We start from the raw sequence: 26,558 nt of genomic DNA on the forward strand, positions 1-26,558 counted from the left end.
TAGTTTTAAATATAATTAAATGGATCTGTATTTATTTCTGAAGCTTCTATATTAAACTGCTTACTCTCATTACTAAATAACCATTGTCCTAGTAAGCCTTTAAGTCCTTCTTTCATAACGTACTCACTATAATGATTGATATCTAATAAATGAATGCCATTAGTTTTAGCATCAAGTGCATCATGATGTTTTATGTCTCCAGTAACGAAAACATCTGCTCCCTTTTTAAAAGCACTAGTTTCAAAACCGATACCAGCACCTCCGATAATAGCAACTGTTTTAATTAACGCTTCTGAAGGACCTGTATAACGAACGGTAGGAATATTTAAATGTGCTTTAGCATATTTAGCAAAATCTTCTAAATTTAACGGCTCATTTAGTTCGCCTATTTTTCCAAGACCATAATTAGCAGATGTCGTCATCTTAATAAAATCATATACAGGTGTTTCATAAGGATGGTAATTAATAATTGCATTTTTAGCAATATTTAATTGATCTTTACGAATCATAAATTCTAGCTTCACTTCATTTACATATTCAATTCGATTTAGTTCTCCAATATGAGGGCGAGCCTCTCCAACTGGTTTGAATTGACCTTTACCTTTAGACTCAAAGAAACAATATTCATAATTCCCTTCTTTTGCTAAACCAATATTATTAATATGATATTTAAATGATTCTAGATTTTCTTCGGGAATGTAAGTTTGTACTTTATAGTAAAATGATTCTTCTTCATTTAAAAATCTAATATTAGTTAAATTTAATTTTTTTGCTAGCATCTCATTGACACCATCAATGTGATTATCTAAATTGGTGTGCAAAGCAATAAGTTGAATATCATTTTGAATAAGCAAGTGTATTAATTTACCATATCCATCATTAACTAATGATTTAATACCTTTAAAAATTAAAGGGTGATGGGCAATAATTGTATTGTATCCTTTGCTAATTGCCTCTTCTATTACTTCCATTGTGCAATCTAATGCTGTCAAAATACCTGTTATCTCTTTAGTGTCATCTCCAATTAATAAACCCACATTATCCCAGCTTTCAGCAGTTTTAAGGGGAACGTGTTGGTCAATAATTGACATTAGTTCTTTAATTTTCATTATAGAGTACCTCTCTTATCATTGATATCTCTTCTTCAATCTCTTCTAGTCTCTCACGATGTTGTATTGGATTCAATTGATTACGAATATGCTCTAAAGCTGCTAACTCTCTTTCCCACTTTTTTATAAAAATACCGTTTTTATTATTTAAAAGAATAGGACCAAATTTAAGTGATTTTTTATTAAGAAGATTAAGATTTTCTTTCCATTCACTAACTACAATTTCATAGATATGTCCTTTTTCTTCTAAAATTTCTTCAGCGATAATATCATAATTAAGATGTTGAAGTGTCTTGCGTAAGGTTTCAGTTTGAATATTACTTTGCAAAATTAGACGTGGATGATGTGCAAGTTTATCTTTACCTTCATCTAATATTTTCGCTATTAAAGGTCCACCCATTCCACAAATTGTGATATTATCTACTTTATCTTTCTCGGTTAGTATACTAAGACCATCACCTAATCGAACATCGATATGTTGAGTAAGTTGATGCTGTGCTACATTCTTTTTAGCAGCTGTATAAGGTCCTTTGATTACTTCGCCAGCAATAGCATCATCGCATAGATGATGTTGTAATGCATAAATAGGTAAATAAGCGTGATCAGAACCGATATCAGCTAATGAATTACTTAATAAGTATTGGCTTACAACTTTTAATCGATGATTTAATGATATCATTGTTATCTCCTTTATTATAAAAAGAGGCTAGGACATAGTATTGTCTTAGCCTCAAGTTTCTTTATACATAACATCTATCGTTAACTCAGATTCACCATTAATCTTAGTCCATAAAATCTTTAAGACGCTTGCTACGACTTGGATGTCTTAATTTTCTAAGCGCTTTAGCTTCGATTTGACGAATACGTTCTCTTGTAACACCGAACACTTTACCCACTTCTTCTAATGTTCTAGTTCGTCCGTCATCAAGGCCAAATCTTAAACGTAAAACATTTTCTTCTCTATCAGTAAGTGTATCTAAAACGTCTTCTAATTGTTCTTTCAATAACTCATAAGCAGCATGGTCAGAAGGGCTTTGTGCTTCTTGATCTTCAATAAAGTCTCCTAAGTGACTGTCATCTTCTTCACCTATTGGCGTTTCTAAGGATACTGGCTCTTGAGCTATTTTAAGTATTTCGCGAACTTTTTCAGGTGGTAAATCCATTTCTTCACCAATTTCTTCAGGAGCAGGATCACGACCTAAGTCTTGTAATAATTGTCTTTGTACGCGAATAAGCTTATTAATAGTTTCAACCATATGCACAGGAATACGGATGGTACGAGCTTGGTCAGCAATAGCACGTGTAATGGCTTGTCTAATCCACCACGTAGCATAAGTAGAAAATTTAAATCCTTTACTAAAATCGAACTTTTCTACTGCTTTGATAAGACCCATATTCCCCTCTTGAATTAAGTCTAAGAAAAGCATACCACGACCAACATACCGTTTTGCAATACTCACAACTAATCGCAAGTTGGCTTCTGCAAGGCGAGATTTTGCTACTTCATCACCTTGTTCAATACGTTTAGCTAATTCAATTTCTTCTTGTGCACTAAGAAGATTTACACGTCCAATTTCTTTTAAGTACATTCTTACAGGATCATTAATTTTAACACCTGGAGGCGCACTTAAGTCATTTGGATTTAATTTTTCATCTGTATCTGAACTATCTTTTTCGTTTACTAAACTAATATCGTTATCATTTAGTTGGTCAAAGAAATCATCCATTTGGTCGGAATCCATGTCAAAATTTTGCAGCTTTTCAGCAATTTCTTCATGACTTAGATGACCTTCCTTTTTACCTTTTTCAATTAATTGTTTTTTAACATCTTCTAATGTTAAAGTCGGATCAATTGTTTGTTTTTTGATTTTAACTTGTTTATCAGACATGAAAAGGCCTCCCAATCGTATTTTAAGCTTTCAATTAAGATATTTAATTATATAATAAATTATTATAATAAGAAAAGTATATTTTATAATAAACATGAAATATTATCATTCTATAGGTAATAAAAATGATATCCTTATTTCATAAATATTTAACTTACTATTTGTCTACCCTTTAAAAAAGCATAATAACCATTATACAGTAATGGTTATTAAATATAAATACTATATTAAAAGTTTAATATTTGTTTATATTTCTTTAATTTAAATATTCATCTACATGCGTTGCTTATTTTTATTAACTATCATTTGTAAATAATACTTTTGAGATTCTACGTCACCAATTCTAAGTGCTTCTTTTAATTTATGATTAAGTTCTTCAATAGAATCTTCATATTTGTTTTCATTTAAAGTTGAGATATATTCTTCAATTTCTAAATCATAAGGTTCTCGATTTAATTCATAATCATCAAGCTGTATGATTGCTTCTCTAATATCTTTATCTTCAATGTATAATATTAAATCACTTATCGAATAGTAATCATTTTCAGAATAATAATCGGTTAGCGCTTTAAAAATACTTTGGAAATATTTATTCGTAAAATCATTTGCTTCAAGTTGTCGGTTATAATTTAGAAATACATCTTTATCCATCATAAAATGTTTTAATAAAGCTCTTTGTGCTTTTTCACTTTTGTTTAAATGTGTAAAAACAATGTTTAAATTTTGAGAATTTGAATTCGAGTTATCATTGGTATTTCCAATATAGTCTTCTTCATATGAGATAAATTCAGGTTGTTGATGTACATTGGACATAATAGTATTGGCATCAATATTGAAAATGTCAGCTACGTCATTCACAATTTTATTTTTTAATATTGAAGATCTGACAAATGAAATATCTTCAGTAATCTCTTTAAAGTGACGCTCATAAGCTAGATCATTATTTTCAATTTCATCTCGATAGAATTGAACTTTGTAAATAATAAACGATTTCTTCTCATTATTTAAAAATTCTATAAATTTTTCTTTACCGAATTTAACTATATATTCATCGGGATCCATGTTTTTTGGTAATTGTACTACAAATACATTTAATCCATGTTTCAGTAAATGTTCTCCAGTTTTTAAAGTAGCCTCTTGACCAGCAAAGTCTCCATCAAACATTAAAGTTATATTAGAGGTTAATTTTTTTAAAACTGTCATGTGATCTTCTGATAATGCTGTACCCATACTTGCTACCACTGTTTTTAATCCAGCGTAATCAGCTTTAATTACATCCATAAATCCTTCTAACAACATTACTTCATCATTTTTTCTAATTGATTTTCTTGCGTTATCAAGATTATAAAGTAATCGTCTTTTTTGAAAAATCGGTGTCTCAGGACTATTTAAATACTTAGGTTCTTGATTGTTATAAGTTCTACCAGAAAAACCGACAATTCTTCCTTGAGCATTTTTTAAAGGAAACATGATGCGATCTCTAAAACGATCGTAGTAACTAAAATTTTCTTCGTTACGTGATAACAAACCAGCTTCATAAGCTAGTTCTATGTCATATCCTTTTTGTTTTAAAAAGTCATGACAAAAGTGAGCGTTATTAGGGGCATACCCAATTCCACGAGATTTTATTAATTCTTCAGTGAAACCACGATTTACAAGATAATTTAAAGCTTCTTCACCTTCTACGGATTTCATTAATGCATACATATAATATTCATTAATTAATTCATGCATTTCAATCATTTTTAAGTCTTCAGATGCTATCTGCGTTGTAGATGGATTAGAATGACCAATATCTACTTTTATATTAACGCGTTCTCCAAGTTCTTGTACTGCTTCTACGAATGAAATGTCCTTAATGTCTTGAATAAATTGAAAAACATTTCCACCTTTTTTACAACCAAAGCAATGGCATATTTGTTTATCTTCAGAAACTGTAAACGAAGGTGTTTTTTCATCATGAAAAGGACACAAACCAATGTAATTGCGTCCTCTTTTTTCTAATTTCACATATTCACTTACTAAATCTAAAATATCTGTTTTTTCCTTTATTTCGTTGATTACAGACTGTTCTATACGCAATATATATCACCTATTAAATAGTAGTCATAGTATTATACACTTTTATAGAAGGTTTTTAAATATTTATGCTTTACTTTCAATGATTTGTATAACATCATTTGCTGTTTCTTCAATAGCCTTATCAGATACATCAATAACAGGACATCCTATTTTTTCGACAATTTTTTCAAAATATTGAATTTCTTCTTTAATTCTATCTTCAGTCGCATATCTAGCATGCTCACCTAATCCTAATTGTTTAAGTCGTTGTTTTCTTATTAAATTAAGTTTATCTTCACTAATCTTTAATGCTATACATTTATTTGGATTAATTTTAAACAATTCGTCTGGTGGCGTTACCTCTGGAACTAGAGGAATGTTCATTACTTTATAGCTTTTATGCGCTAAATACTGAGATAGAGGTGTCTTAGAAGTTCTTGAAATGCCAATTAAAACAATATCTGCCTTAGGTAATCCTTTCGCATCTTTGCCATCATCATATTTTACCGCAAATTCAATTGCATCTATTTTTTTGAAATAGGCATCGTCTAATTTATGAACTCTGCCTGGCTGATTATACGGCTCCTCATCGTGCGTTTGATTAAGTAGTGTCATTAGAGGACCCATTATATCAACAGCTTTTAAGGAGAAAGCGTCTACTTTTTTCTTCATATATGCTTTGATTTTTGGTTCTACTAACGTATATACAATAATTGCATTTTTATCTATAGCGACCTGTATAACTTCATCTATATCCTTAAAGGTTTCTATATAAGGATATCTCAAAAAACCATGTTTACAAGCTTTAGGATTAAATTGAGCGACGCAAGCACTAGCAACCAACTCAGCTGTATCTCCTATTGAATCAGATGCAATGATTATCTTTATATTTTCCATTGTTTATCACCTATTCTTTAAATAATGAAACAAATAATTTTGTTATTGTTGTTTTAGATATTCTACCTACAACTTTATATTTACTATTTTCTTTTTTTCTAACAACGGGAATTGAATCAATTTCCTTATCTATCATTTGACTTGCTGCATAGATGACGAGGTCTTCTTCTTCTAAATAAACAATATTAGGCATACGTGACATAATGACACTTATAGGCATAGTATGAATATCTTGCCCAATCATAGAGGCACGTAACAAATCTTTTCGCGAGCTCACACCAATCAATTCATCTTTTTGATTAGTAATAAATAATGTTCCTGTATCTTCTAAAAATATAGTACATATAGCATCATAAATTGTCATATCTTCTTTAACGATAACAGGTAGAGACATATGATCTTTTATTATATATTGACGTAACTGATCACTGACTAATTTATTCTTAGATTTACCTGAATAATAATAACCCACACGTGGTCTAGCTTCAATAAAACCAGACATAGTTAAAATAGCTAAATCAGGACGTAAAGTAGCACGAGTTAAATTAAGTTTATCTGCTATATGTTCACCTGTTATTGGGCCACCATCTTTAACTATTTCAATTATTTGTTCTTGTCTTTTACTTAATTCTATAGGTCTTCACCCCTTTTAATTTCATTTTTATTATACCTATTTATATATATACCTACAAATACATATAAATCCTTGCTATTAAATTTTCTATGAATTAAAATATGATTAAGCGAGTTAAGGTCGGTGGAAGCTTAACATTTCAAAAATTGGCTTATCAATATCATTACATAAAAGCGAGTGTCTACACTAATTTGGGTGGAACCGCGGGTTATTTTGTTAACACTATATATTTATATAGATGAATTATTAACTCGTCCCAAGATAATAATAAGTATTATTTTATATTTATTTATTGTCTTGGGACGTTTTTATTTTAAAAGGAGAGATATTATGGTTAAAGATATGGATACTATTGTATCACTAGCTAAGCATAGAGGATTTGTATTCCCAGGCAGTGATATTTACGGTGGTTTATCTAATACATGGGATTATGGTCCATTAGGTGTTGAATTAAAAAATAATATTAAAAAAGCATGGTGGCAAAAATTCATTACTCAATCACCATACAATGTTGGGATTGATGCTGCCATTTTAATGAATCCAAAAACTTGGGAAGCATCTGGTCATTTAGGTAATTTTAACGACCCAATGATTGATAATAAAGATAGTAAAATTCGCTATCGTGCAGATAAATTAATCGAAGACTATATGCAAAATGAAAAAGGTGACGAAAATTTCATTGCTGATGGCTTAAGTTTTGAGGAAATGAAACGTATTATCGATGATGAAGGCATTGTATGTCCTGTAAGTGGGACTGCTAATTGGACAGATATTCGTCAATTTAACTTAATGTTTAAAACATTCCAAGGTGTTACTGAGGACTCTACTAATGAACTATTTTTACGTCCAGAAACTGCTCAAGGTATTTTCGTAAATTATAAAAATGTTCAACGTTCAATGCGTAAAAAATTACCATTTGGTATTGGTCAAATCGGTAAATCATTCCGTAATGAAATCACGCCTGGTAACTTTATTTTTAGAACAAGAGAATTTGAACAAATGGAATTAGAATTCTTCTGTAAACCTGGTGAAGAAATTGAATGGCAAAATTACTGGAAAACATTTGCAAGTCAATGGTTAAAAGATTTAAACATCAATGAAGAAAATATGAGATTACGCGATCATGATGAAGAAGAATTATCTCACTATTCTAATGCGACTACAGATATTGAATATAAATTCCCATTTGGTTGGGGCGAATTATGGGGTATTGCAAGCCGTACTGATTTTGACTTGAAAAAGCACAGTGAACATTCTGGTGAAGATTTCAGATATCATGATCCAGAAACAAATGAGAAATATATTCCATATTGTATTGAACCTTCTTTAGGGGCAGATCGTGTTACATTAGCTTTCTTATGTGATGCTTATGATGAAGAAGGCGTTGAAGGTAGTAAAGATGCTCGTACAGTAATGCATTTCCACCCTGCTTTAGCGCCATATAAAGCTGCTGTTTTACCATTAAGTAAAAAATTATCTGAAGAAGCAATTAAAATCTTTGAACAATTAAGTTCTAAGTTTTCTGTTGATTTTGATGAATCACAATCAATTGGTAAGCGTTATCGTCGTCAAGATGAGATCGGTACTCCTTACTGTATTACATTTGATTTTGATTCATTAGAAGATAATCAAGTTACAGTACGTGATAGAGATTCTATGGAACAAGTTCGTATGCCAATCTCAGAATTAGAAACATTCTTAGCTGAAAAAGTTAAGTTTTAATATAACAAGAACCCACTTATTACTTACTATGAGTAATAAGTGGGTTCTTTTAATTAATTTAAACATTTTATATTATTCTAATCGCTTAAGTTGATTAATTAATTTTTGACCTTTAAAGTACATGCCAGCATATTCTCTATACAGCATTATCATTAATTCTGACATTTCATCTAATAAAGCTTGGTTAATATTAAAATGATTCATTTTATCAATTGGCAACTTTTGTAAAATATCCAATAAATAAAATGTTTTATTGGATAGCTTTAAGGCATAAGGATCATTATTTAATACAGTTTCTGAGATGGTCCCATCATATTTAAAACTGTAAGCAATAAGCTTAGATTGATCAGTATCACCAGTAATTGCACAATAATCGAAAAATGCGCCAAAACCAAATTTATTCATACATTTCAATAATACGATAATCGACATTAATTGAGCAGAATTACCTTCTGAAATTTTATTGAGTACAAATTCTAATAACTTATAATGATATAAAGAAACTTCATTTGGTTCTAATGATCGATCTATTGCTTCGACGCATAAAGTCGCATAACTACTATCAAAAATATCTAATCGTAATTGATAATATTGGTTTATGACATCAATAGAACTGAGCGTTCCCATACCTTTCCATTTATTATAAATAAATAAGCCATACACAAAGAGTTGTGTATGAGCTTGCAAGCCGGTTTTAGATTTCTTAGCACGTCTTACCATAATAGGAATTTTAGCACCATGCTCGTTTAATATTGTAATAATTTTATCGGATTCACCATAATCTACTGATTTTATGATAATTCCTTTTTGTTTTTCTAACAATGCATCTCACCGGCTTTCCTATTAATTTAAACGTTAATCTTGATCTTCAACATATCCCATTTGACGAATAAAGTTTACTTTATTTCTCCAATCTTTCTGAACTTTTACCCATAATTCGAGGTAAACTTTTGATCCGAGAAGCATTTCAATATCACGTCGAGCTCTTTTACCGACTTCTTTAAGTTTTTTCCCACCCTTACCTATAACAATTCCTTTTTGAGAATCACGTTCAACAAAAATAGTTGCTTCAATTCTTACTCTTTCTTCACTTTCCTTAATCATTCTATCTACATTTACCCCTATTGCATGGGGGATTTCTTCACTTGTTAGATGTAAGATTTTTTCTCTAATAATTTCGCCTACTACAAATTGTTCTGGATGATCCGATATTTGATCATCAGGGTAATATTTTGGACCTTCAGGTAAATAATCTTTAAGTACATCGATAAAGTGATCCACATTCAATCCTTCAAGTGCCGAAATTGGCACAATTTCAGTAAAATCCATATAGGTTTTATATTTTTCAATCTTAGGCATAAGTGCATCTGGATGAACTAAATCAATTTTATTTAACACTAGAAATACTGGTGTTTTAACATTTTTTAGCATTTCCATTATATATTCGTCACCACGACCAATATCTTCATTTACATTTACCATAAACATAATAGCATCAATTTCTGATAGTGTATTTTTAGCTACACGCATCATATAATCTCCTAATTTATGCTTAGGTTTATGAATACCTGGTGTATCTAAGAAAATGATTTGAGCATCTTCTCTTGTCATTACTCCCTGAATTTTATTTCTTGTTGTTTGAGCTTTATCTGACATAATTGCAATTTTATGTCCAATGACTCTATTCATAAACGTGGATTTTCCCACATTCGGTCTCCCTATAATAGATACAAATCCTGATTTGTGTTCTGTCATTTATTCTAAATCCTTTCCCGAAAAGCCGTGAGGTAATAGTTCTGCTACAGTTGACTTAATCATCTCACCTTTATGATTTGTCATATACACAGGCATGTCGTCATCACAGAGTTCTTTTAATACTTGACGACATGTTCCACAAGGTGATGACGGATGTTCAGCGTCAACGGTAACTGTTATTGATTCAAAATCTCCTGGTCGATAGCCTTCTGAAATTGCAGCTACTAAACTAGATCGTTCTGCACAAATCGTTGCTGGATAAGCTGCATTTTCAACATTTGCTCCATAAAAATGGCGACCGTCTTTTGTTTTTAAATATGCACCTACTTTAAAATGACTATACGGTACATAAGCACGTTGTTGAGCTTTTCTAACTTCTTGAAAATAATGTGATTGATAACTCATTTTATTGTCCCCTTTAAAAAAAGATGTGAGGTATAAAAATCATTAAACCCATAATTAGTGCAAAGATTGAAACAACCATAACACTAAAGGCGGCAATATCTTTAGCTTGTTTAGCTAATTCGTGATAGTCAGAAGTAACTAAATCTACGACGCATTCTATAGCTGTATTCACAGCCTCAAGCGTAAGTACCAAAGTGATGCTTAACAAAATAAACAACCATTCTACAGTTGAAAGTCTTACGATAATTCCTAAAATGATAGCTATGAATGCGAATATTAAGTGTATTAGATAATTGTGATCTTTTTGAAGAAGTGTTTTTAAACCATCAAAAGTGTATTTAAATCGTTTTAAAAATTTAATCTCTAGTCAATCCATATGCGTTTAAAATTTCTTTTTGGCGTCCAAACATTTCTTTTTCATCTTCTTCATTCATATGATCATATCCTAATAAGTGTAAAAAACCATGTAAAGCTAAAAAACCAAGTTCTCTTTCAAATGAATGATTATAAGATTCAGCTTGTTCCTTAGCTACATCAGTACAAATAATAATATCTCCTAACACTCTAGGAATATCTAAACCAATAATATCTGGTTCATCTTCTTCAAGTGCAAAAGAAATAACATCAGTCACTCTATCTTTATCTCGATAATTTTTATTTATTTCTTGAATTTCATCTTTATCTACAAAAGTAACTGACAATTCAGCATCTTCATGAATGTTTTCTTTTTCTTTAGCAAAGTTAATTAAGTCTTCGATTTGATGATACCATTCATCTTTAACTAAGTTTGTATGATCATTGAAATCAATCGTAAACATTTAATTGTCTCCTTCATAACGTTCGATAATTTTACTTACTAATGGGTGTCGTACTACATCACTTTGATCTAGTTCCATTATATTTATTCCTTTAACACCACGAAGGTTCTTAATAGCTTCTTTTAATCCACTTTTAACACCTTTTGGTAAGTCAATTTGAGTTTGGTCTCCAGTTACAACCATTTTTGAACCAAATCCTAGACGAGTTAAAAACATTTTCATTTGTGCATGTGTTGTATTTTGAGCTTCATCTAAAATGACAAATGCATCATCTAGAGTTCTACCCCTCATATACGCTAAGGGAGCAATTTCAATTGTACCTCGTTCAATAAAACGTGCTGTTTGTTCTCTACCTAGGACAGTATTTAAACCATCATAAAGAGGTCTTAAATATGGATCAACTTTTTCTTTTAAGTCTCCTGGTAAGAAACCTAATGATTCACCAGCTTCTACAGCTGGTCTTGTTAAAACAATTCTTTTTACTGTTCCTTTTCTTAATTGTTTTGCAGCATAAACAACTGCAAGGAAAGTTTTACCTGTTCCAGCAGGACCTATACCAAACACTAAATCATTACGTTTCATAGCATTAATATAAAGACGTTGCCCCATTGTTTTTGCACGAATTGTTTTACCAAAGGCATCTTTAGTAATCTCTTCATCATATAAATCCAATAGATATTGAATAGTGTCATTTTTAGCCATCTTTATGGCAGCCTCAACATCTTTTAATGTAATTGAATGTCCTAACTCAATTACCTTTAATAAATTTTTAAGAACTAATTCTGCTTTTTCAACATGCTCTAATACTTGACCTTTTACTGCAATTTCTTGCCCACGAGCATGTATGATAACATCAAATGCTTCTTCAATCGATTTTAAATGTTCATCATTATTACCAATTAAAGCTTGAGAATGGTTGATGTTATCTATTTGAATTATTCCTGGCATAAAAGCGCTCCTTTTCACATAAAACATATTCATTAATAATTAATCTTTCATATAAATTTTACTAAACAATGATAAAGTATACAAATTTAAATGTTTTGAATGAATAATTAACCTAAGATAATATAACATAATAAAAAGTACCAAGAACAATATGTGTTTTAGGCGCATCTTAACATATTAGGAGCATAAATAAAGAGACTTCCACGTAGAAAGTCTCTTGTAAAGGTCAGAATGAAACAATAAATGTTGTCTTATTCTTTTATTTATAACCCTTATAATTTTTTAGGTTTATTTAGTATTTCTTGCCAAATAATCCCATCAACTATCGGGTCATTGTCAAATTGAAACGTTTGATGTGTCATATTTTTTTCAATAGATTTACTATTGAGTAATTGATTCAGTTTATAACGTTTCGTTTTTTCAGATAAGTACTTATCATTAATAATTTCTTTAGCTTTCTTTTCAATTAAAGAAAGTTGTTTTTCTTTTTCTTTGTCAATTTCAGATCTCACATTAAATAATTCTTTTGATAGCGAGTCTTCTAACTGTTTTTTAATATCTTTTTCACTTTGAGATCTCTCTCGTGAAGTTGAATCACTATCTTTAGAAGGCACTTTTTCGGTATGAGATTGTTTAGTTTCAAACCGTTTTAATTCTCCACGAGGATGTTCAGTCTTAACTTCTTTTTTAAGATTTTTATCACTGTGAACCGTTTCTTTTTTAGAAGATGGTTTTGGTGATGATGTTTTTTTATTTTGTTCTTCTTCATCAAATTCTGATGCCATCTCATTAAAAGCTTCTTCTATCTGTTCAAAAATACCTTTTTTTCTTGGTGTGTTTTGCGTAGGTCTTTGTGTATTTTTGTGTGGAGGCGTTTGATTTTTTCGTTGTTCATGACTTTTATCTCTCATTGCACTAATACCAGTAACAATCACAGAAATAACGAATATAAGAATTCCAATATTCATTTAATCACCCCTCTATTTAATTTGGTGATTCATCGTCATTTTGTTCAGTACGTTTATTAATAGCGTTTCTCATACCTGTATCTGCTTCTACATTTTTTAAATTATAGTAATCTTTTACTCCAATATTACCTTTACGTAAAGCTTCAGCCATCGCTAGTGGTACTTCTGATTCAGCTTCTACTACCTTAGCACGCATTTCTTGAACACGTGCTTTCATTTCTTGTTCAGAGGCAACAGCCATAGCACGTCGTTCCTCAGCTTTAGCTTGAGCAATATTTTTATCTGCGAGTGCTTGTTCCGTTTGTAAATCAGCGCCGATATTTTTACCGATATCTACATCTGCAATATCAATTGATAAAATTTCGAATGCTGTTCCTGAATCCAATCCCTTACTTAATACTGTTTTAGAAATATTATCAGGATTTTCTAGTACTTGTGTATGATGTTCACTAGAACCAATTGTGGAAACAATACCTTCACCAACTCGTGCAATAATTGTTTCTTCTCCAGAACCACCTACAAGTCTAGAAATATTAGCTCTTACTGTAATTCTAGCTTTAGCTTTAACTTCGATACCGTTCATCGCAACACCGGCAATAAAGGGAGTTTCGATTACTTTGGGATTAACAGACATTTGAACAGCTTCTAAGACATCGCGTCCTGCTAAGTCTATTGCGGCACCTCTTTCAAAAGGTAAATTGATATCTGCACGTTGAGCTGCTATGTTGGCATCCACTACTCTATCTACATTACCACCAGCTAGATAATGAGATTCCAATTGATTTGTTGTTAAATTTAGTCCTGCTTTATGAGCTTTAATAAGAGGACCTATCACTTTACGAGGAGATACTCTACGAAGTCGCATTCCTACAAGTGTAGCAATACTAACTTTTACACCTGCAGCAATAGCGGAAATCCATAATCCGACTGGTACAAATGAAAATAATAATAATAAAGCAACTATTATAATAATCGCAATAATTATAATTCCAATATTTAACATTGACTTTACTCCTTTTATATTTTTATTTCTCTTACAACTACTCTACTACCTTCTACCTCTAAAATTTTTACTTTTTTATTTCTCAAGATAAATGTACCGTCAGAAACAGCATCAATTCTTTTGTCATCTAAAGTTATGATTCCAGCAGGTCTTAAATCAGTAGTAGTATACGCAGTTTTTCCCACTAAGTAAGAACGATCATCATGAGATCTATAACCAGCTTCTGTACTCGTTGAATCATTCAATATCACTTTATCAAAAAATGGTATTTTACGATTAAACACTTTCACCAAAATCACCCATTCTATAATAGAAAGTATTAAAGCGACAATAACATTAAAGAGCATAACTAAAATATTATCTCCTAACATAATCATACTAACAATAATAAGCACTATTCCTATAATTCCAATTACTGCTCCAACAATGAATAGTTCTATTATTACTAAGATGATACCTATGAAAAACAATAAAATTGAAATCAAATTGACATCGCCATTAATTAAAAACCCTAGAAATAGAATAAGTAACGCTAGAGAAGCTAAAATACCTAAAATATTTATCCTTTTAGAATAAAGTTGATATAAAAAACCTAAAAAGATAATACATGTAAGAATTAATAAAACAATAGGATTAACAATGATATTTGACATATCACCCAACCATGAATGATTCAATGAAGCAAAAGTATTCTCGATATGTATCAAATTTATACTTATCATTATCTCACCTCGCTCTCAATTAAATTATACATGAAATAAATACTATATTATAGTATTACAATTGTATAAAAAAACTCTCAATTAGTTTAACTAATTGAGAGAATATATATATAATTAACATTCATGTTGAGGGAGTCAACAGAGCTATTAATTATTTGAATTTACGTTTACGTGCAGCTTCTGATTTTTTCTTACGTCTTACACTTGGTTTTTCGTAAAATTCACGTTTACGTACTTCTTGGATAGTACCACTTTTAGATACTGAACGTTTAAATCTACGTAATGCATCTTCTAGTGATTCGTTTTTACGTACTACTGTTTTAGACATCTGTATTTCCCTCCCTCCAAATATCAACGAAACTTAAAGTCAATAATTGCATAGAAATAATTAACTATGCTTTATTTAGTATAATATATGAAATAATTATGGTCAATTATAAATCTTTATAATTTCAAAAATTTATAATAATACGCCTTCTTCAGTTTTATTAGTAGCATGATTAACGATTCTAACTGCACTACCAATGTTAATTGGATAATCAGCTTTATTAATTTTAACTTTAACAATCTCACCGATTAAATCCTCACTACCCTCAAATTCAACTTTCATATAATTATCTGCGTAACCTACTAATGTATCTTTTGTTTCTCCTACTTCTTCTGGAATCACTTCTAAAACTTCATTTTCAAATTTTGATGCGTATTCTTTAGCAAGTTGGTCACTTAAAGCAATAAGTTTATGTACACGTTCATTTTTAATTGACTCATCAATTTGATCATCCATACGTGCAGCAGGTGTACCAATACGTTGTGAATACGGGAAAACATGTAACTCTGAGAATTTATGTTTAACTATAAAATCATATGTTTCTTGGAATTCTTCTGCAGTTTCTCCTGGGAAACCTACTATAACATCACTTGTAACCGCTAAATCAGGTAATGCATCATGTAACTTTGTTAGTCTTTCAGAAAAATGTTCCATAGTATATTTACGGCGCATACGTTTTAATACTGTATCTGAACCTGATTGTAATGGTACATGTAAATGTCTAACCACTTTATTAGAATTTTTTAGAACATCAATGACTTCATCAGTAAGTTGACTGGCTTCAATTGAAGAAATTCTAATTCTTTCTAAACCATCAATTTCCTCAAGATCTCTGAGTAATTGAGCTAAATTATAATTTTTTAAATCTTGACCGTATCCACCGGTATGAATACCAGTTAATACAATTTCTTTATATCCAGATTGAACTAATTGTGTTGCTTGTTCAACTACTTTTTCAGGATCTCTAGAGCGCATTAAACCACGTGCCCATGGAATAATACAAAACGTACAAAAGTTATTACAACCTTCTTGGATTTTTAGAGATGCACGAGTTCTATCCGTAAAATAAGGTACATCTAATTCTTCATATGTACGATTTTTCATAATATTTCCAACACCATTAATTGGTTGACGTTCTTCTCTAAATTGATCAATATAACTAAGTAATTTATGTCTGTCTTGAGTACCAACAACGACATCTACGCCTGGAATCTCCATAATTTCAGCAGAAGATGTTTGTGCATAACAACCTGTAACACATACTACTGCATCAGGATTACGACGTATTGCTCTTCTAATGACTTGTCTACTTTTTTTATCACCTGTATTAGTCACGGTGCAAGTATTAATGACATATACATCTGCATTAGTTTCAAAATCTACTCTTTCATAATTAGCATCTTTAAATAATTGCCATATTGCTTCAGTTTCATAATGGTTTACTTTACAACCTAAAGTATGAAACGCTACTGTTGCCATTTAATTCACCCCATCAATTCTTTCTCAAAACTTATAGCACTAAGTGCATATAGTGGCGCAGTTTCTGCTCTTAATATTCTAGGGCCTAAACCAATGTTTAAGCTTACCTCCCTAAAGAGATCAATTTCCTTATCGGAAAAACCACCTTCAGGTCCAAATATGATTAACACACGATCATTCGTTTGAAAGTTGTTTAAAATATTTTTAAATCGACTTTTTTCACCATGCTTGGCTTCGTCTTCATATGCTATTAACACATAGTCATAATTATTTATGGTATCATAAATTACTTTTAAATTCGACTGAAATTTAACATCTGGAATAACAAGTCTATAACTTTGTTCAGCAGCTTCTTTTACAATCTTTTGCCATCTATCTATTTTCTTTTGTACCTTGTTCTCTTGTAATTTAACTACAGATCGATCCATACCCACTGAAATAAAATGATTGGCACCCAATTCTGTACTTTTTTGAAGCAACCATTCATATTTATCAGCTTTTATTAAACCACTACAAATCGTTACATCAACTGGTAATTCAGTGTCAATATCTAATTGGTTTATTGGTAAAACTTCAATTTGATTAGAACTTATATGTGTAATTTCAGTAATAAATACTTTTTTATCATTAAAATTAATTATAATTTTGTTACCAATCGTATTTCTCATTACATTTTTGATATGATGTATATCTTCTTCATTGGTAATAAAAAAACGCTGATTCTCATCAGCGTTTTGATTGATAAAGTATCGTTGCAAATTATTCACTCACTTTCTGACCAACAATGCAAACCCATCCATTGTCATGATTGATTGATACAATATTAAATCCAACACGCTTCATATGTGACAGTATATCTTCATGTTTTTCTTCTATAATACCTGAAGTTATAAAATAACCATCTTCATTTAGTGTATTATAAGCATCTTCAATCATTTCATCAATAATATGAGCTAAAATATTTGCGATAACTACATCAAATTTTTCATTTTCTTCTTTTAATAAATTACCGGGAATTGCTTCAATAGCATTTTCGCAATGATTTTTTCTAAAATTCTCCTTAGCCACACCAACAGCCATTTCGTCTATATCTAAGGCTTTAATTCTTTTAACACCTAATAAGTGACTAGCGATACTTAATATACCAGAACCTGTACCTACATCAATAACTGAAGAATCTGGTGTTACATAAGTTTCAATCGCTTTTAGACACATACTTGTTGTTGGATGATCTCCAGTACCAAAAGCCATTCCGGGATCTAATTCTATACACAATTCATCTTCTGATTCTTTTGAATAATCTTCCCAACTTGGAACAATCGTAAATCTCTCAGAAGCTCTAAAAGGATGAAAATAGTTTTTCCATTCATTAGCCCAATCTACTTCAGCAATAGTCTTTGCTGAAAACTCAACTACTGAATCATCTATAAGGTCCAAATTTAATATTTCATTTTTTAATTTATTTTTAAATTGAGTGTTATATTTCAATTCGTTAAAGTATGCTTTTAATCTCACACCTTGTTCAGGATAATCTTCTTTTTTTAATTCGTAGATTTCACCAAATTTATCAGTAGGTTGATTAATTAAATCATTTGAATCTTCTATAACTACTCCATTTGAACCATAGTTTTCTAATATGTTAGTGACTAAAGGTTCAACTTCATGATTTACAGTGACTGCAAATTCTGTCCAGTTCATGATTATTCACCTCTAAAGAATTTACGAGCTTTGTCTTTAAAATTAGAAGGTTGTTCTTCCGGATTTTCACCACTGATTTCCGCAAATTCTCTCATTAATTCTTTTTGTCTATCAGTTAGTTTATTTGGTGTGACAACTTTTATATTAACAAATAAATCACCATGTCCATATCCATGAACATTTTTAACGCCTTTCTCTTTAAGACGGAATTGTTTACCAGTTTGAGTACCAGCAGGAATTGTAAGCATAACATTACTGTTTAGAGTTGGTACTTTGATTTCATCGCCAAGTGATGCTTGTGGGAAGCTAATGTTAAGTTCATAGAATAAATCATCGCCATCTCTTCTAAATTTATCAGAAGGTTTAACACGGAATACTACATAAAGATCACCATGAGGACCGCCATTTTCACCAGGTGCACCTTCACCAGCAAGACGGATTTGTTGTTCATTGTCTACACCTTCAGGTACAGTTACTTCTAATTTTACTGTTTTATTTTCAGTCCCTTTACCATGACAAGTTGGACATGGTTCTTCAAATTCTTGACCACTACCCTCACACTTAGGACAAGTTTGCTCAGTTCTTACGCGTCCTAAAATTGTATTTTGTTCAACAGATACATGTCCTGAACCATGACAATAGCTACATGTTTTTTTACTTGTGCCTGGTTTAGCACCATCACCATGACATGTATGACAGGTAACATCTTTTCGAATAGAAATTTCTTTTTTAGTACCAAAAACAGCTTCATCGAATTCTAAAGTCATAGTGTATTGTAAGTCGTCACCTTTTCTAGGTGCATTTGGATCTCTTTGACGTGAACCACCAAAGAATGAGCTAAATATATCTTCAAAGCCTCCACCGAAGCCACTGAAGTCTTGTCCACCAAATCCTTGACTACCAAATCCACCTTGGGCACCGCTATGTCCAAATTGATCATAATTTGCACGTTTATTGTCATCACTTAGAACTTCGTATGCTTCAGAAATTTCTTTAAACTTTTCATCGGCGCCTTCTTCTTTATTGATGTCCGGATGATATTTTTTTGATAATTTACGATATGCTTTTTTTATTTCATCTTTTGAAGCATCTTTACTTACGCCAAGAACTTCATAATAATCTCTTTTAGCCACAAGTATCTCTCCCTTTCTAAATTTTATAATTTAAACACATACTCAAGTATCTTAACTATAAAAGAAAAAGTCAAAGCCAATGTTCAATTGACTTTGACTTTTTGGCTTACATTTATAAATGTTTACATAGTAAACGTTATAAACGATTAGCTTTATTTTTTATCTTCGTCGTCTTTAACTTCTTTGAACTCAGCGTCTTCAACATTGCTATCATTTGATTGTTGTGAACTACCTTGTGCTTGTTGTTGAGCTTGTTGAGCTTGTTGATATACTTTAGCAGATAATTCTTGAATTACTTGTTCTAATTCTTCTTTTTTAGCTTTAATATCATCTAAATCTTGACCTTCTAATGCTGATTTAAGCGCATCTTTTTTGCTTTCAGCATTTGATTTGTCTTCTTCACTGATATTTTCACCTAAGTCTTTAATTGTTTTTTCAACTTGGAATACTAAGCTGTCTGCTTCGTTTCTTAAGTCTACTTCTTCACGACGTTGTTTATCTGCTTCAGCATTTTCTTCAGCATCTTTAACCATACGATCAATTTCTTCATCAGATAATGCAGAACTTGATTGAATAGTGATATTTTGTTCTTTATTTGTACCTAAGTCTTTTGCAGTAACGTTTACGATACCGTTTTTATCAATATCAAATGTTACTTCAATTTGAGGTACACCACGTGGAGCTGGTGGAATATCAGTTAATTGGAATCTACCTAATGTTTTATTATCTGAAGCCATTGGACGTTCACCTTGTAATACGTGAATGTCTACTGCTGGTTGATTGTCAGCTGCTGTTGAATATACTTGAGATTTTGATGTTGGAATTGTTGTATTACGTTCAATTAACGTATTCATACGACCACCCATAATTTCGATACCTAATGATAATGGAGTTACGTCTAATAATACAACGTCTTTAACATCACCAGTAATTACGCCACCTTGGATAGCAGCACCCATTGCAACAACTTCATCTGGGTTTACACCTTTATGAGGTTCTTTACCAATTTCTTTTTTAACTGCTTCTTGTACTGCAGGAATACGAGTTGAACCACCAACTAGGATAACTTCATCAATTTCAGAAGTAGATAAGCCAGCATCTTTAAGTGCTTGACGAGTTGGTTCCATTGTTCTTCTGATTAATGAATCAGCTAATTCTTCAAATTTAGAACGAGTTAAGTTGATTTCTAAGTGTAATGGACCATTTTCTCCAGCTGAAATGAATGGTAATGAGATTTGTGTTTGAGATACACCAGATAAATCTTTTTTAGCTTTTTCTGCAGCGTCTTTAAGACGTTGTAACGCCATTTTATCTTGTGATAAGTCAACACCATTTTCTTTTTTGAATTCTGATACTAAATAGTCGATGATTACTTGGTCAAAGTCGTCCCCTCCAAGTTTGTTATCCCCTGCAGTTGATAATACTTCGAATACACCATCGCCTAATTCAAGAATAGAAACGTCGAAAGTACCGCCGCCTAAGTCAAATACTAAAACTTTTTGATCTTGTTCAGTTTTATCTAAACCATAAGCTAATGCTGCAGCTGTTGGTTCGTTAATGATACGTTCTACTTCTAAACCAGCAATTTTACCAGCATCTTTAGTAGCTTGACGTTCAGCATCATTGAAATAAGCAGGTACAGTAATTACTGCTTTATCCACTTTATCTCCTAAATAACTTTCAGCAGTGTTTTTTAAATTTTGTAAAATCATTGCTGAAAGTTCTTGTGGTGTATATGATTTGCCGTCAATATCTACTTTATAATCTGTACCCATATGACGTTTAATTGATTGTACAGTATTTGGGTTTGTAATTGCTTGACGTTTAGCAACTTCACCTACTTGAGTTTCTCCATTTTTAAATGCCACAACTGATGGAGTTGTTCTAGCACCTTCAGGATTTTGAATTACTTTAGGTTCGTCTCCTTCTAATACAGATACGCAAGAATTTGTAGTACCTAAGTCAATACCTATTACTTTACTCATAATAAAATTCCTCCAATTTTAAAAATTTTTCAAATTTAAATCTTATTGATTAACTTTGACCATAGATGGTCTTAAAACTCTATCTTTTAATTTATACCCTTTTTGTAATTCTTGAGTGATTTCACCAGAATTGAAATCAGGATTGTCATCTTGAACAACAGCTTGATGGAAGTTTGGATCGAATTCTTGACCTTCAGATTCAATTTCTTCTAAGCCATTGTCTTTTAATGCTCTTAATAAGCTTTCATGAATCATTTGAACGCCTTTTTTGAGAGATTTAAATGATTCGTCATCACCCTCAATTTGAAGTGCACGTTCAATGTTATCGATAGTAGGTAAAATATCAGTAAGCACGGGTTGAGCTTGATATTTTTTATTTGTTTCATTTTCATTTCGAATTCGACGCTTATAATTTTCGAATTCAGCATATAATCTTAAATATTTTTCTTCATTTTCATTTGCTTTTAATTGTAATTGTTGAATTTCTTCGTCTTTAGATTGATCATTTTTATCTTCATTATCATGTTCAGATGTAGATTCATTATTTAATTCTTCTTCAGAAGGATTATTTTCTACATCATTTGAAGACGACGCTTCGTTTTTAACGTTTTCATTTTCTTCAGTATGTTCAGTGTTATTTTTCACTGATTCGTCTTTTTCTGTCATTTTATGCCCTCCAATATAATTACAATTAGATTCACCATATTTGATTAAGTAATTGAATCACATTTTGATAATGCATCGCAGTTGGTCCGATAACCGCAATTTGTCCTTTTAGTGCATCATCAAAATGGTACTGGCTCGTTATAATTGAAATATCACTTAACCCTTCATCTATTTCGTGGCCAATTTTAACATTAATTTCAGAAGTGGAAATATCTTCTAGTAACTCGATAATTTTTTCTGATTCTAGATATTGTAAAATTGGCTGAATAGAAGAAACATTGGTTTCGTTCAGTGCATCAATAAGTTTAACCTTTCCACCCATAAAAATGCTATTACTTTGTTTATGGAGATGAGAAGTTAGCATGATAGTTAATTCATTTATAAAGGATTGTTCCGCAATAGAATTTGTAAATTGTTTTAATTTCTTATTAAAATCAAATTGACTTTTATAATAATTATCAGTCAGAAAATTTGAAATCCTTGTTAACCTTTCATCGTCAAACTCCATTGATTCACTTAAATGTAAATGTTCTACATGTCCAGAATTATAGATGATGACCATTATAATTATAGACGAATTTGCACGAATCAAATGAACATTATTTATAATATCTGTTTTGTGATTAGGTCGAACAACCAACGTTGCATATTGAGATTTTATTGATAATTCATCAGCAAAATAACTAAGAGCTGAAGAAATATCATAATGATTCTCAATCAAAAGTTGATTTAAACGTTGAACTTTATTTTGTTTTTGATGAGATGTTTGTTTTAACAATTGATTGACGTATAATCTAAAACCTTGTTCAGAAGGTGCACGCCCTGAAGATGAATGTATTTTTTCTAAAAAATTCAACTCTTCCAAATACTTCATTTCATTTCTAATAGTAGCTGGGCTTACATTTAAGTTATGTCTATCAATTAAGGTTTTAGAACCTATCGGTTGTCCTAAATCAACATAATCTTCAACAATTGCATTTAAAATGCTTAATTGCCTATTTGTAATCATGTCTTCACCTCATTAGCACTCCTTTGTCTCAAGTGCTAATTATAATTTAACAAATTGGTCAAAGTAAGTCAACGTTAAAGCTCTTATTTTTCAAAAAAATTTATTAATTTAATAGAAATGCTTCAAAAACTTCATTTCCAATGATTTTTCCCCTATTGGTCAATGAAATATGGTTATCTCTTTCATAAAGTAAATTTTTCTTTTTCAGATTATTTATTGTCTCACCAAATACTTTATCCATTGAGGTACCAAATTTTGAAAGAAATTTAACTTTATCGACACCTTTATTCATTCTTAATCCTAAAAACATTTCTTCTTCCATTCTTTCTGATTGAGTAGGAAAATTGGAAGTTAAAATAGGACGTTGATGATTATTAATAGCATTGATGTAATGATTAACAGGATTGAGATTCGAATAGCGTTCCCCATTTACATATCCACTTGCTCCTGCTCCAAAACCATAATATTCTTCATTTAGCCAGTAAGTCTTATTATGCCTTGATTCATGATGAGACTTAGCGAAATTTGAGATTTCATATTGTTTAAATGAGGTTTCTCCTAAAACATTCATTAAATATTGGTACATTTCAGCTCCTAGATCTTCGTTTGGCAATTTTAATTTGCCTTTTCGATACATATTATAAAATTGAGTTTTAGGTTCTAAAATTAATCCATAACTTGAAATATGATCTATATCCATTTGTATTGCTCTATTAAGACTATCTGAAAAATCTTCTAATGTTTGAGTTGGTAAATGATACATTAGGTCTAAACTAATCGATTCAATATTTGCTTTTCTAGCATACTCTACAGCATTATATATATCTTGAGTTTTATGTGTTCTACCTAGAATTTTTAGTAATTCTGGTTTAAATGTTTGTACGCCCATAGAAATTCTATTTACACCATATGAGTGTAGTAATTTCACTTTATCTAAGGTTAATTCATCGGGATTTGCTTCAAATGTATATTCACCTTTAATTGAAAAAGTTGACTGTATTGCTTTTAAAAGTCTTTCAAGTTGCTTGAGATTTAAAGCTGTAGGCGTACCTCCTCCAACGTACATTGTTTCAAGATTTCTAATTTCACTTGTTTTCATTTCTTTAATTAATGCAGAAATATACTCATCTACTGGTTGTTTGTTAATAAAGTACTTATTAAAATCACAATATGTACAAATCCTAACGCAAAAAGGTATATGAATATATGCACTTTTTATTGACATCGTTACACCCTCATTTTTAAGTTTTTAAAACACAAACGAGGTTGGAACACATGATTCTGGGTTCCAGCCTCGCATTAATAACCTATTCATCATCCATTTTAAGAACAGCTAAGAAAGCATCTTGTGGTATGTCTACGTTACCAACAGCTTTCATTTTTGCTTTACCAGCTTTTTGTTTTTCAAGTAATTTACGTTTACGGCTGATATCTCCACCATAACACTTAGATAACACGTTTTTACCCATAGATTTAATATTAGTTCGGGCCACAATTTTTTGACCTATTGCAGCTTGAACTGGAACTTCGAATTGTTGTCTAGGAATAAGTGTTTTTAATTTTTCAACAAGAGCTTTACCTCGTTCATATGCAAAATCTCTGTGAACGATAAAACTAAGTGCATCTACTTTGTCACCATTTAATAAAATATCCATTTTAACTAAATTACTTTCTTTATTTTCAATAAATTCATAATCAAATGAAGCATAGCCTTTCGTATTAGATTTTAATTGGTCAAAGAAATCAAATACAACTTCTGATAATGGAATTTCATAAACGATATTCACACGGATATCATCTAAGTAATCCATATTTATAAATTGGCCACGTTTACGTTGACACAGTTCCATAACTGCTCCAACATAGTCATTTGGCACCATCATTGTCGCTTTTACATATGGTTCATAAATCGCTTTAATTCTATCACGTTCAGGCATTTGAGATGGATTATCAACTGTAACTTCTGAACCATCATTCATTTCACATTTATATATAACTGAAGGTGCAGTCGCAATTAATTCTATTCCAAATTCTCGTTCAATTCTCTCTTGAATAATTTCCATATGTAGCATACCTAAGAATCCTGTTCTAAATCCAAATCCCAGTGCTTGTGATGATTCTGGTTCAAATTCTAATGATGCATCATTTAATTGAAGTTTTTCAAGAGCTTCTCTTAAATCGTTATAATCTTTATTATCAATTGGGAACAATCCACAATAAACCATTGGATTCATCTTTTTATACCCTTTTAACGGAGCATCTGCTGGTCTATCTACATGAGTGATAGTATCCCCAACACGTGAATCGTCGACATTTTTAATACTTGCAATAATATATCCAACATCGCCTACTGTAAGTTCTTCAATTGGTAGTTGTTTAGGAGTATTAATCCCAACCTCAGTAACTTCAAACTCTTTTCCTGTTGCCATCATTTTGATACGATCTCCAGCTTTTACAACACCTTCCATTACTCGAATAGAAGAAATAACGCCTCGATAAGGATCGTACTCTGAATCAAAAATAAGAGCTTTAAGCGGTGCACTAGGATCTCCTTCTGGTGGAGGAACAACTTCAACAATTTTTTCTAAGATTTCATCGATACCAATATTTGATTTGGCACTTGCTAACACAACTTCATCTTTATCTAAGCCAATAACATCTTCTAATTCTTGTTTTACTCTTTCTGGTTCAGCAGCGGGTAGATCTATTTTATTTACTACCGGTAAGAGTTCTAAATCATTATCTAGTGCTAAGTAAACATTAGCAAGAGTTTGAGCCTCGATGCCTTGTGCAGCGTCAACTACTAAAATAGCGCCTTCACATGCAGCTAATGAACGAGAAACTTCATATGAGAAATCGACGTGCCCTGGAGTATCGATTAAATGAAACGTATAAGTCTGTCCATCTTTAGATTCATATTTTAATCTAACAGCATTTAATTTAATTGTAATACCGCGCTCTCTTTCAAGATCCATTGAATCAAGCAATTGATTTTGCATTTCTCTAGTTTCTACAGATTTAGTATTTTCTAAAATTCTATCTGCTAACGTTGATTTACCATGATCAATATGAGCAATTATAGAAAAGTTTCTTATATTATCTCTTCGGTTATAGCGTTCTTGCATATCCATAACTTATCATTCTCGCTTTCGTAAATTTACCCGTATATGTATACATCTTTGACATAATATCGTTTTTAATCATTATTTGCAAATTTAAGAGAAAAGAATCATCATGTGAAGATTCTTTATTTACTTTTAATTTTAAGGTTTTTCTTAAACTACATAACAATTATAAAGTGTTGTATAAAGGTTTCCAATAGTTAATAT

Annotated in this window: 26 protein-coding genes; 1 reads left to right on the forward strand and 25 read right to left on the reverse strand. The window is 31.1% G+C overall.

Features of this window, described 5'->3' with window-relative positions:
* Positions 1-5: 5 nt before the first annotated feature.
* From HMPREF2629_RS06995 to HMPREF2629_RS07020, 6 genes are all read right to left on the reverse strand, one after another.
* Positions 6-1,109 carry a Nif3-like dinuclear metal center hexameric protein gene (locus HMPREF2629_RS06995; RefSeq protein WP_070813244.1) on the reverse strand — a complete coding sequence of 368 codons (1,104 nt, stop codon included), beginning with the start codon at positions 1,107-1,109 and terminating at the stop codon, positions 6-8.
* Complete coding sequence (locus HMPREF2629_RS07000; protein WP_002449878.1) at positions 1,099-1,788, reverse strand: tRNA (adenine(22)-N(1))-methyltransferase; 690 nt, start codon at positions 1,786-1,788, stop codon at positions 1,099-1,101. The genes HMPREF2629_RS06995 and HMPREF2629_RS07000 overlap by 11 nt, the downstream gene beginning before the upstream one ends.
* A 103-nt stretch (positions 1,789-1,891) precedes the next feature.
* Entirely contained in the window at positions 1,892-2,998 is a 1,107-nt protein-coding gene (rpoD, locus tag HMPREF2629_RS07005) for an RNA polymerase sigma factor RpoD (RefSeq protein ID WP_070813245.1), read from the reverse strand.
* A gap of 273 nt (positions 2,999-3,271) precedes the next feature.
* Positions 3,272-5,080, reverse strand: coding sequence for a DNA primase (gene dnaG, locus HMPREF2629_RS07010; protein ID WP_070813246.1), 1,809 nt, complete (start codon positions 5,078-5,080; stop codon positions 3,272-3,274).
* A gap of 63 nt (positions 5,081-5,143) precedes the next feature.
* A complete protein-coding gene (locus tag HMPREF2629_RS07015; RefSeq protein WP_017176221.1) occupies positions 5,144-5,956 on the reverse strand; it encodes a pyruvate, water dikinase regulatory protein in 813 nt (270 codons plus the stop codon).
* A gap of 10 nt (positions 5,957-5,966) precedes the next feature.
* Positions 5,967-6,590, reverse strand: coding sequence for a transcriptional regulator CcpN (locus tag HMPREF2629_RS07020; RefSeq protein ID WP_071560954.1), 624 nt, complete (start codon positions 6,588-6,590; stop codon positions 5,967-5,969).
* A gap of 330 nt (positions 6,591-6,920) precedes the next feature.
* Here HMPREF2629_RS07020 and HMPREF2629_RS07025 point away from each other — a divergent pair, with 330 nt between their 5' ends.
* Positions 6,921-8,312, forward strand: a complete 1,392-nt coding sequence (locus HMPREF2629_RS07025) for a glycine--tRNA ligase (protein WP_017176219.1) — start codon at positions 6,921-6,923, stop codon at positions 8,310-8,312.
* A 72-nt stretch (positions 8,313-8,384) separates the two neighbouring features.
* On the opposite strand, the gene recO is transcribed toward HMPREF2629_RS07025, so the two are convergent.
* From recO to lepA, 19 genes are all read right to left on the reverse strand, one after another.
* Positions 8,385-9,134 carry a DNA repair protein RecO gene (gene recO, locus HMPREF2629_RS07030; RefSeq protein WP_017176218.1) on the reverse strand — a complete coding sequence of 250 codons (750 nt, stop codon included), beginning with the start codon at positions 9,132-9,134 and terminating at the stop codon, positions 8,385-8,387.
* A gap of 33 nt (positions 9,135-9,167) precedes the next feature.
* On the reverse strand, positions 9,168-10,067 hold the full coding sequence (gene era, locus HMPREF2629_RS07035) for a GTPase Era (RefSeq protein ID WP_002449851.1): 900 nt from the start codon (positions 10,065-10,067) through the stop codon (positions 9,168-9,170).
* Positions 10,068-10,472: a cytidine deaminase gene (gene cdd / locus HMPREF2629_RS07040; RefSeq protein ID WP_002455278.1), complete on the reverse strand. Its 405-nt coding sequence runs from the start codon at positions 10,470-10,472 to the stop codon at positions 10,068-10,070.
* A 13-nt stretch (positions 10,473-10,485) separates the two neighbouring features.
* Complete coding sequence (locus HMPREF2629_RS07045; RefSeq protein WP_029376821.1) at positions 10,486-10,833, reverse strand: diacylglycerol kinase family protein; 348 nt, start codon at positions 10,831-10,833, stop codon at positions 10,486-10,488.
* A complete protein-coding gene (ybeY, locus tag HMPREF2629_RS07050; RefSeq protein ID WP_017176216.1) occupies positions 10,829-11,290 on the reverse strand; it encodes an rRNA maturation RNase YbeY in 462 nt (153 codons plus the stop codon). The genes HMPREF2629_RS07045 and ybeY overlap by 5 nt, the downstream gene beginning before the upstream one ends.
* Complete coding sequence (locus HMPREF2629_RS07055; RefSeq protein WP_002449734.1) at positions 11,291-12,238, reverse strand: PhoH family protein; 948 nt, start codon at positions 12,236-12,238, stop codon at positions 11,291-11,293. It lies immediately after the preceding gene.
* Between the two features lie 272 nt (positions 12,239-12,510).
* On the reverse strand, positions 12,511-13,206 hold the full coding sequence (locus HMPREF2629_RS07060; RefSeq protein ID WP_048682790.1) for a hypothetical protein: 696 nt from the start codon (positions 13,204-13,206) through the stop codon (positions 12,511-12,513).
* 16 nt (positions 13,207-13,222) lie between these two features.
* On the reverse strand, positions 13,223-14,209 hold the full coding sequence (gene floA, locus HMPREF2629_RS07065; protein WP_017176214.1) for a flotillin-like protein FloA: 987 nt from the start codon (positions 14,207-14,209) through the stop codon (positions 13,223-13,225).
* Positions 14,210-14,223: 14 nt separating this feature from the next.
* A complete protein-coding gene (locus HMPREF2629_RS07070) occupies positions 14,224-14,931 on the reverse strand; it encodes an NfeD family protein (RefSeq protein WP_017176213.1) in 708 nt (235 codons plus the stop codon).
* A gap of 151 nt (positions 14,932-15,082) precedes the next feature.
* Positions 15,083-15,259: a 30S ribosomal protein S21 gene (rpsU, locus tag HMPREF2629_RS07075; protein WP_002449867.1), complete on the reverse strand. Its 177-nt coding sequence runs from the start codon at positions 15,257-15,259 to the stop codon at positions 15,083-15,085.
* A 132-nt stretch (positions 15,260-15,391) separates the two neighbouring features.
* On the reverse strand, positions 15,392-16,738 hold the full coding sequence (gene mtaB, locus HMPREF2629_RS07080) for a tRNA (N(6)-L-threonylcarbamoyladenosine(37)-C(2))-methylthiotransferase MtaB (RefSeq protein WP_017176212.1): 1,347 nt from the start codon (positions 16,736-16,738) through the stop codon (positions 15,392-15,394).
* Positions 16,739-16,743: 5 nt separating this feature from the next.
* A complete protein-coding gene (locus HMPREF2629_RS07085; RefSeq protein ID WP_048681515.1) occupies positions 16,744-17,496 on the reverse strand; it encodes a 16S rRNA (uracil(1498)-N(3))-methyltransferase in 753 nt (250 codons plus the stop codon).
* Between the two features lies 1 nt (position 17,497).
* Positions 17,498-18,436, reverse strand: coding sequence for a 50S ribosomal protein L11 methyltransferase (prmA, locus tag HMPREF2629_RS07090; protein WP_017176210.1), 939 nt, complete (start codon positions 18,434-18,436; stop codon positions 17,498-17,500).
* A gap of 2 nt (positions 18,437-18,438) precedes the next feature.
* Positions 18,439-19,569: a molecular chaperone DnaJ gene (gene dnaJ / locus HMPREF2629_RS07095; protein ID WP_017176209.1), complete on the reverse strand. Its 1,131-nt coding sequence runs from the start codon at positions 19,567-19,569 to the stop codon at positions 18,439-18,441.
* A gap of 152 nt (positions 19,570-19,721) precedes the next feature.
* Complete coding sequence (gene dnaK, locus HMPREF2629_RS07100; protein WP_017176208.1) at positions 19,722-21,554, reverse strand: molecular chaperone DnaK; 1,833 nt, start codon at positions 21,552-21,554, stop codon at positions 19,722-19,724.
* A gap of 42 nt (positions 21,555-21,596) precedes the next feature.
* Positions 21,597-22,220 carry a nucleotide exchange factor GrpE gene (gene grpE, locus HMPREF2629_RS07105; RefSeq protein ID WP_019834861.1) on the reverse strand — a complete coding sequence of 208 codons (624 nt, stop codon included), beginning with the start codon at positions 22,218-22,220 and terminating at the stop codon, positions 21,597-21,599.
* 31 nt (positions 22,221-22,251) lie between these two features.
* The gene (gene hrcA, locus HMPREF2629_RS07110; protein WP_048761586.1) at positions 22,252-23,229 is read right to left on the reverse strand and encodes a heat-inducible transcriptional repressor HrcA; all 978 of its coding nucleotides are present in this window, start codon (positions 23,227-23,229) and stop codon (positions 22,252-22,254) included.
* A gap of 103 nt (positions 23,230-23,332) precedes the next feature.
* A complete protein-coding gene (gene hemW / locus HMPREF2629_RS07115; RefSeq protein WP_048681919.1) occupies positions 23,333-24,454 on the reverse strand; it encodes a radical SAM family heme chaperone HemW in 1,122 nt (373 codons plus the stop codon).
* An 82-nt stretch (positions 24,455-24,536) separates the two neighbouring features.
* Positions 24,537-26,360, reverse strand: coding sequence for a translation elongation factor 4 (lepA, locus tag HMPREF2629_RS07120; RefSeq protein WP_017176204.1), 1,824 nt, complete (start codon positions 26,358-26,360; stop codon positions 24,537-24,539).
* Positions 26,361-26,558 lie beyond the last annotated feature (198 nt).

The sequence above is a fragment of the Staphylococcus sp. HMSC034C12 genome, from assembly GCF_001835895.1.
Classification (GTDB): domain Bacteria; phylum Bacillota; class Bacilli; order Staphylococcales; family Staphylococcaceae; genus Staphylococcus; species Staphylococcus hominis.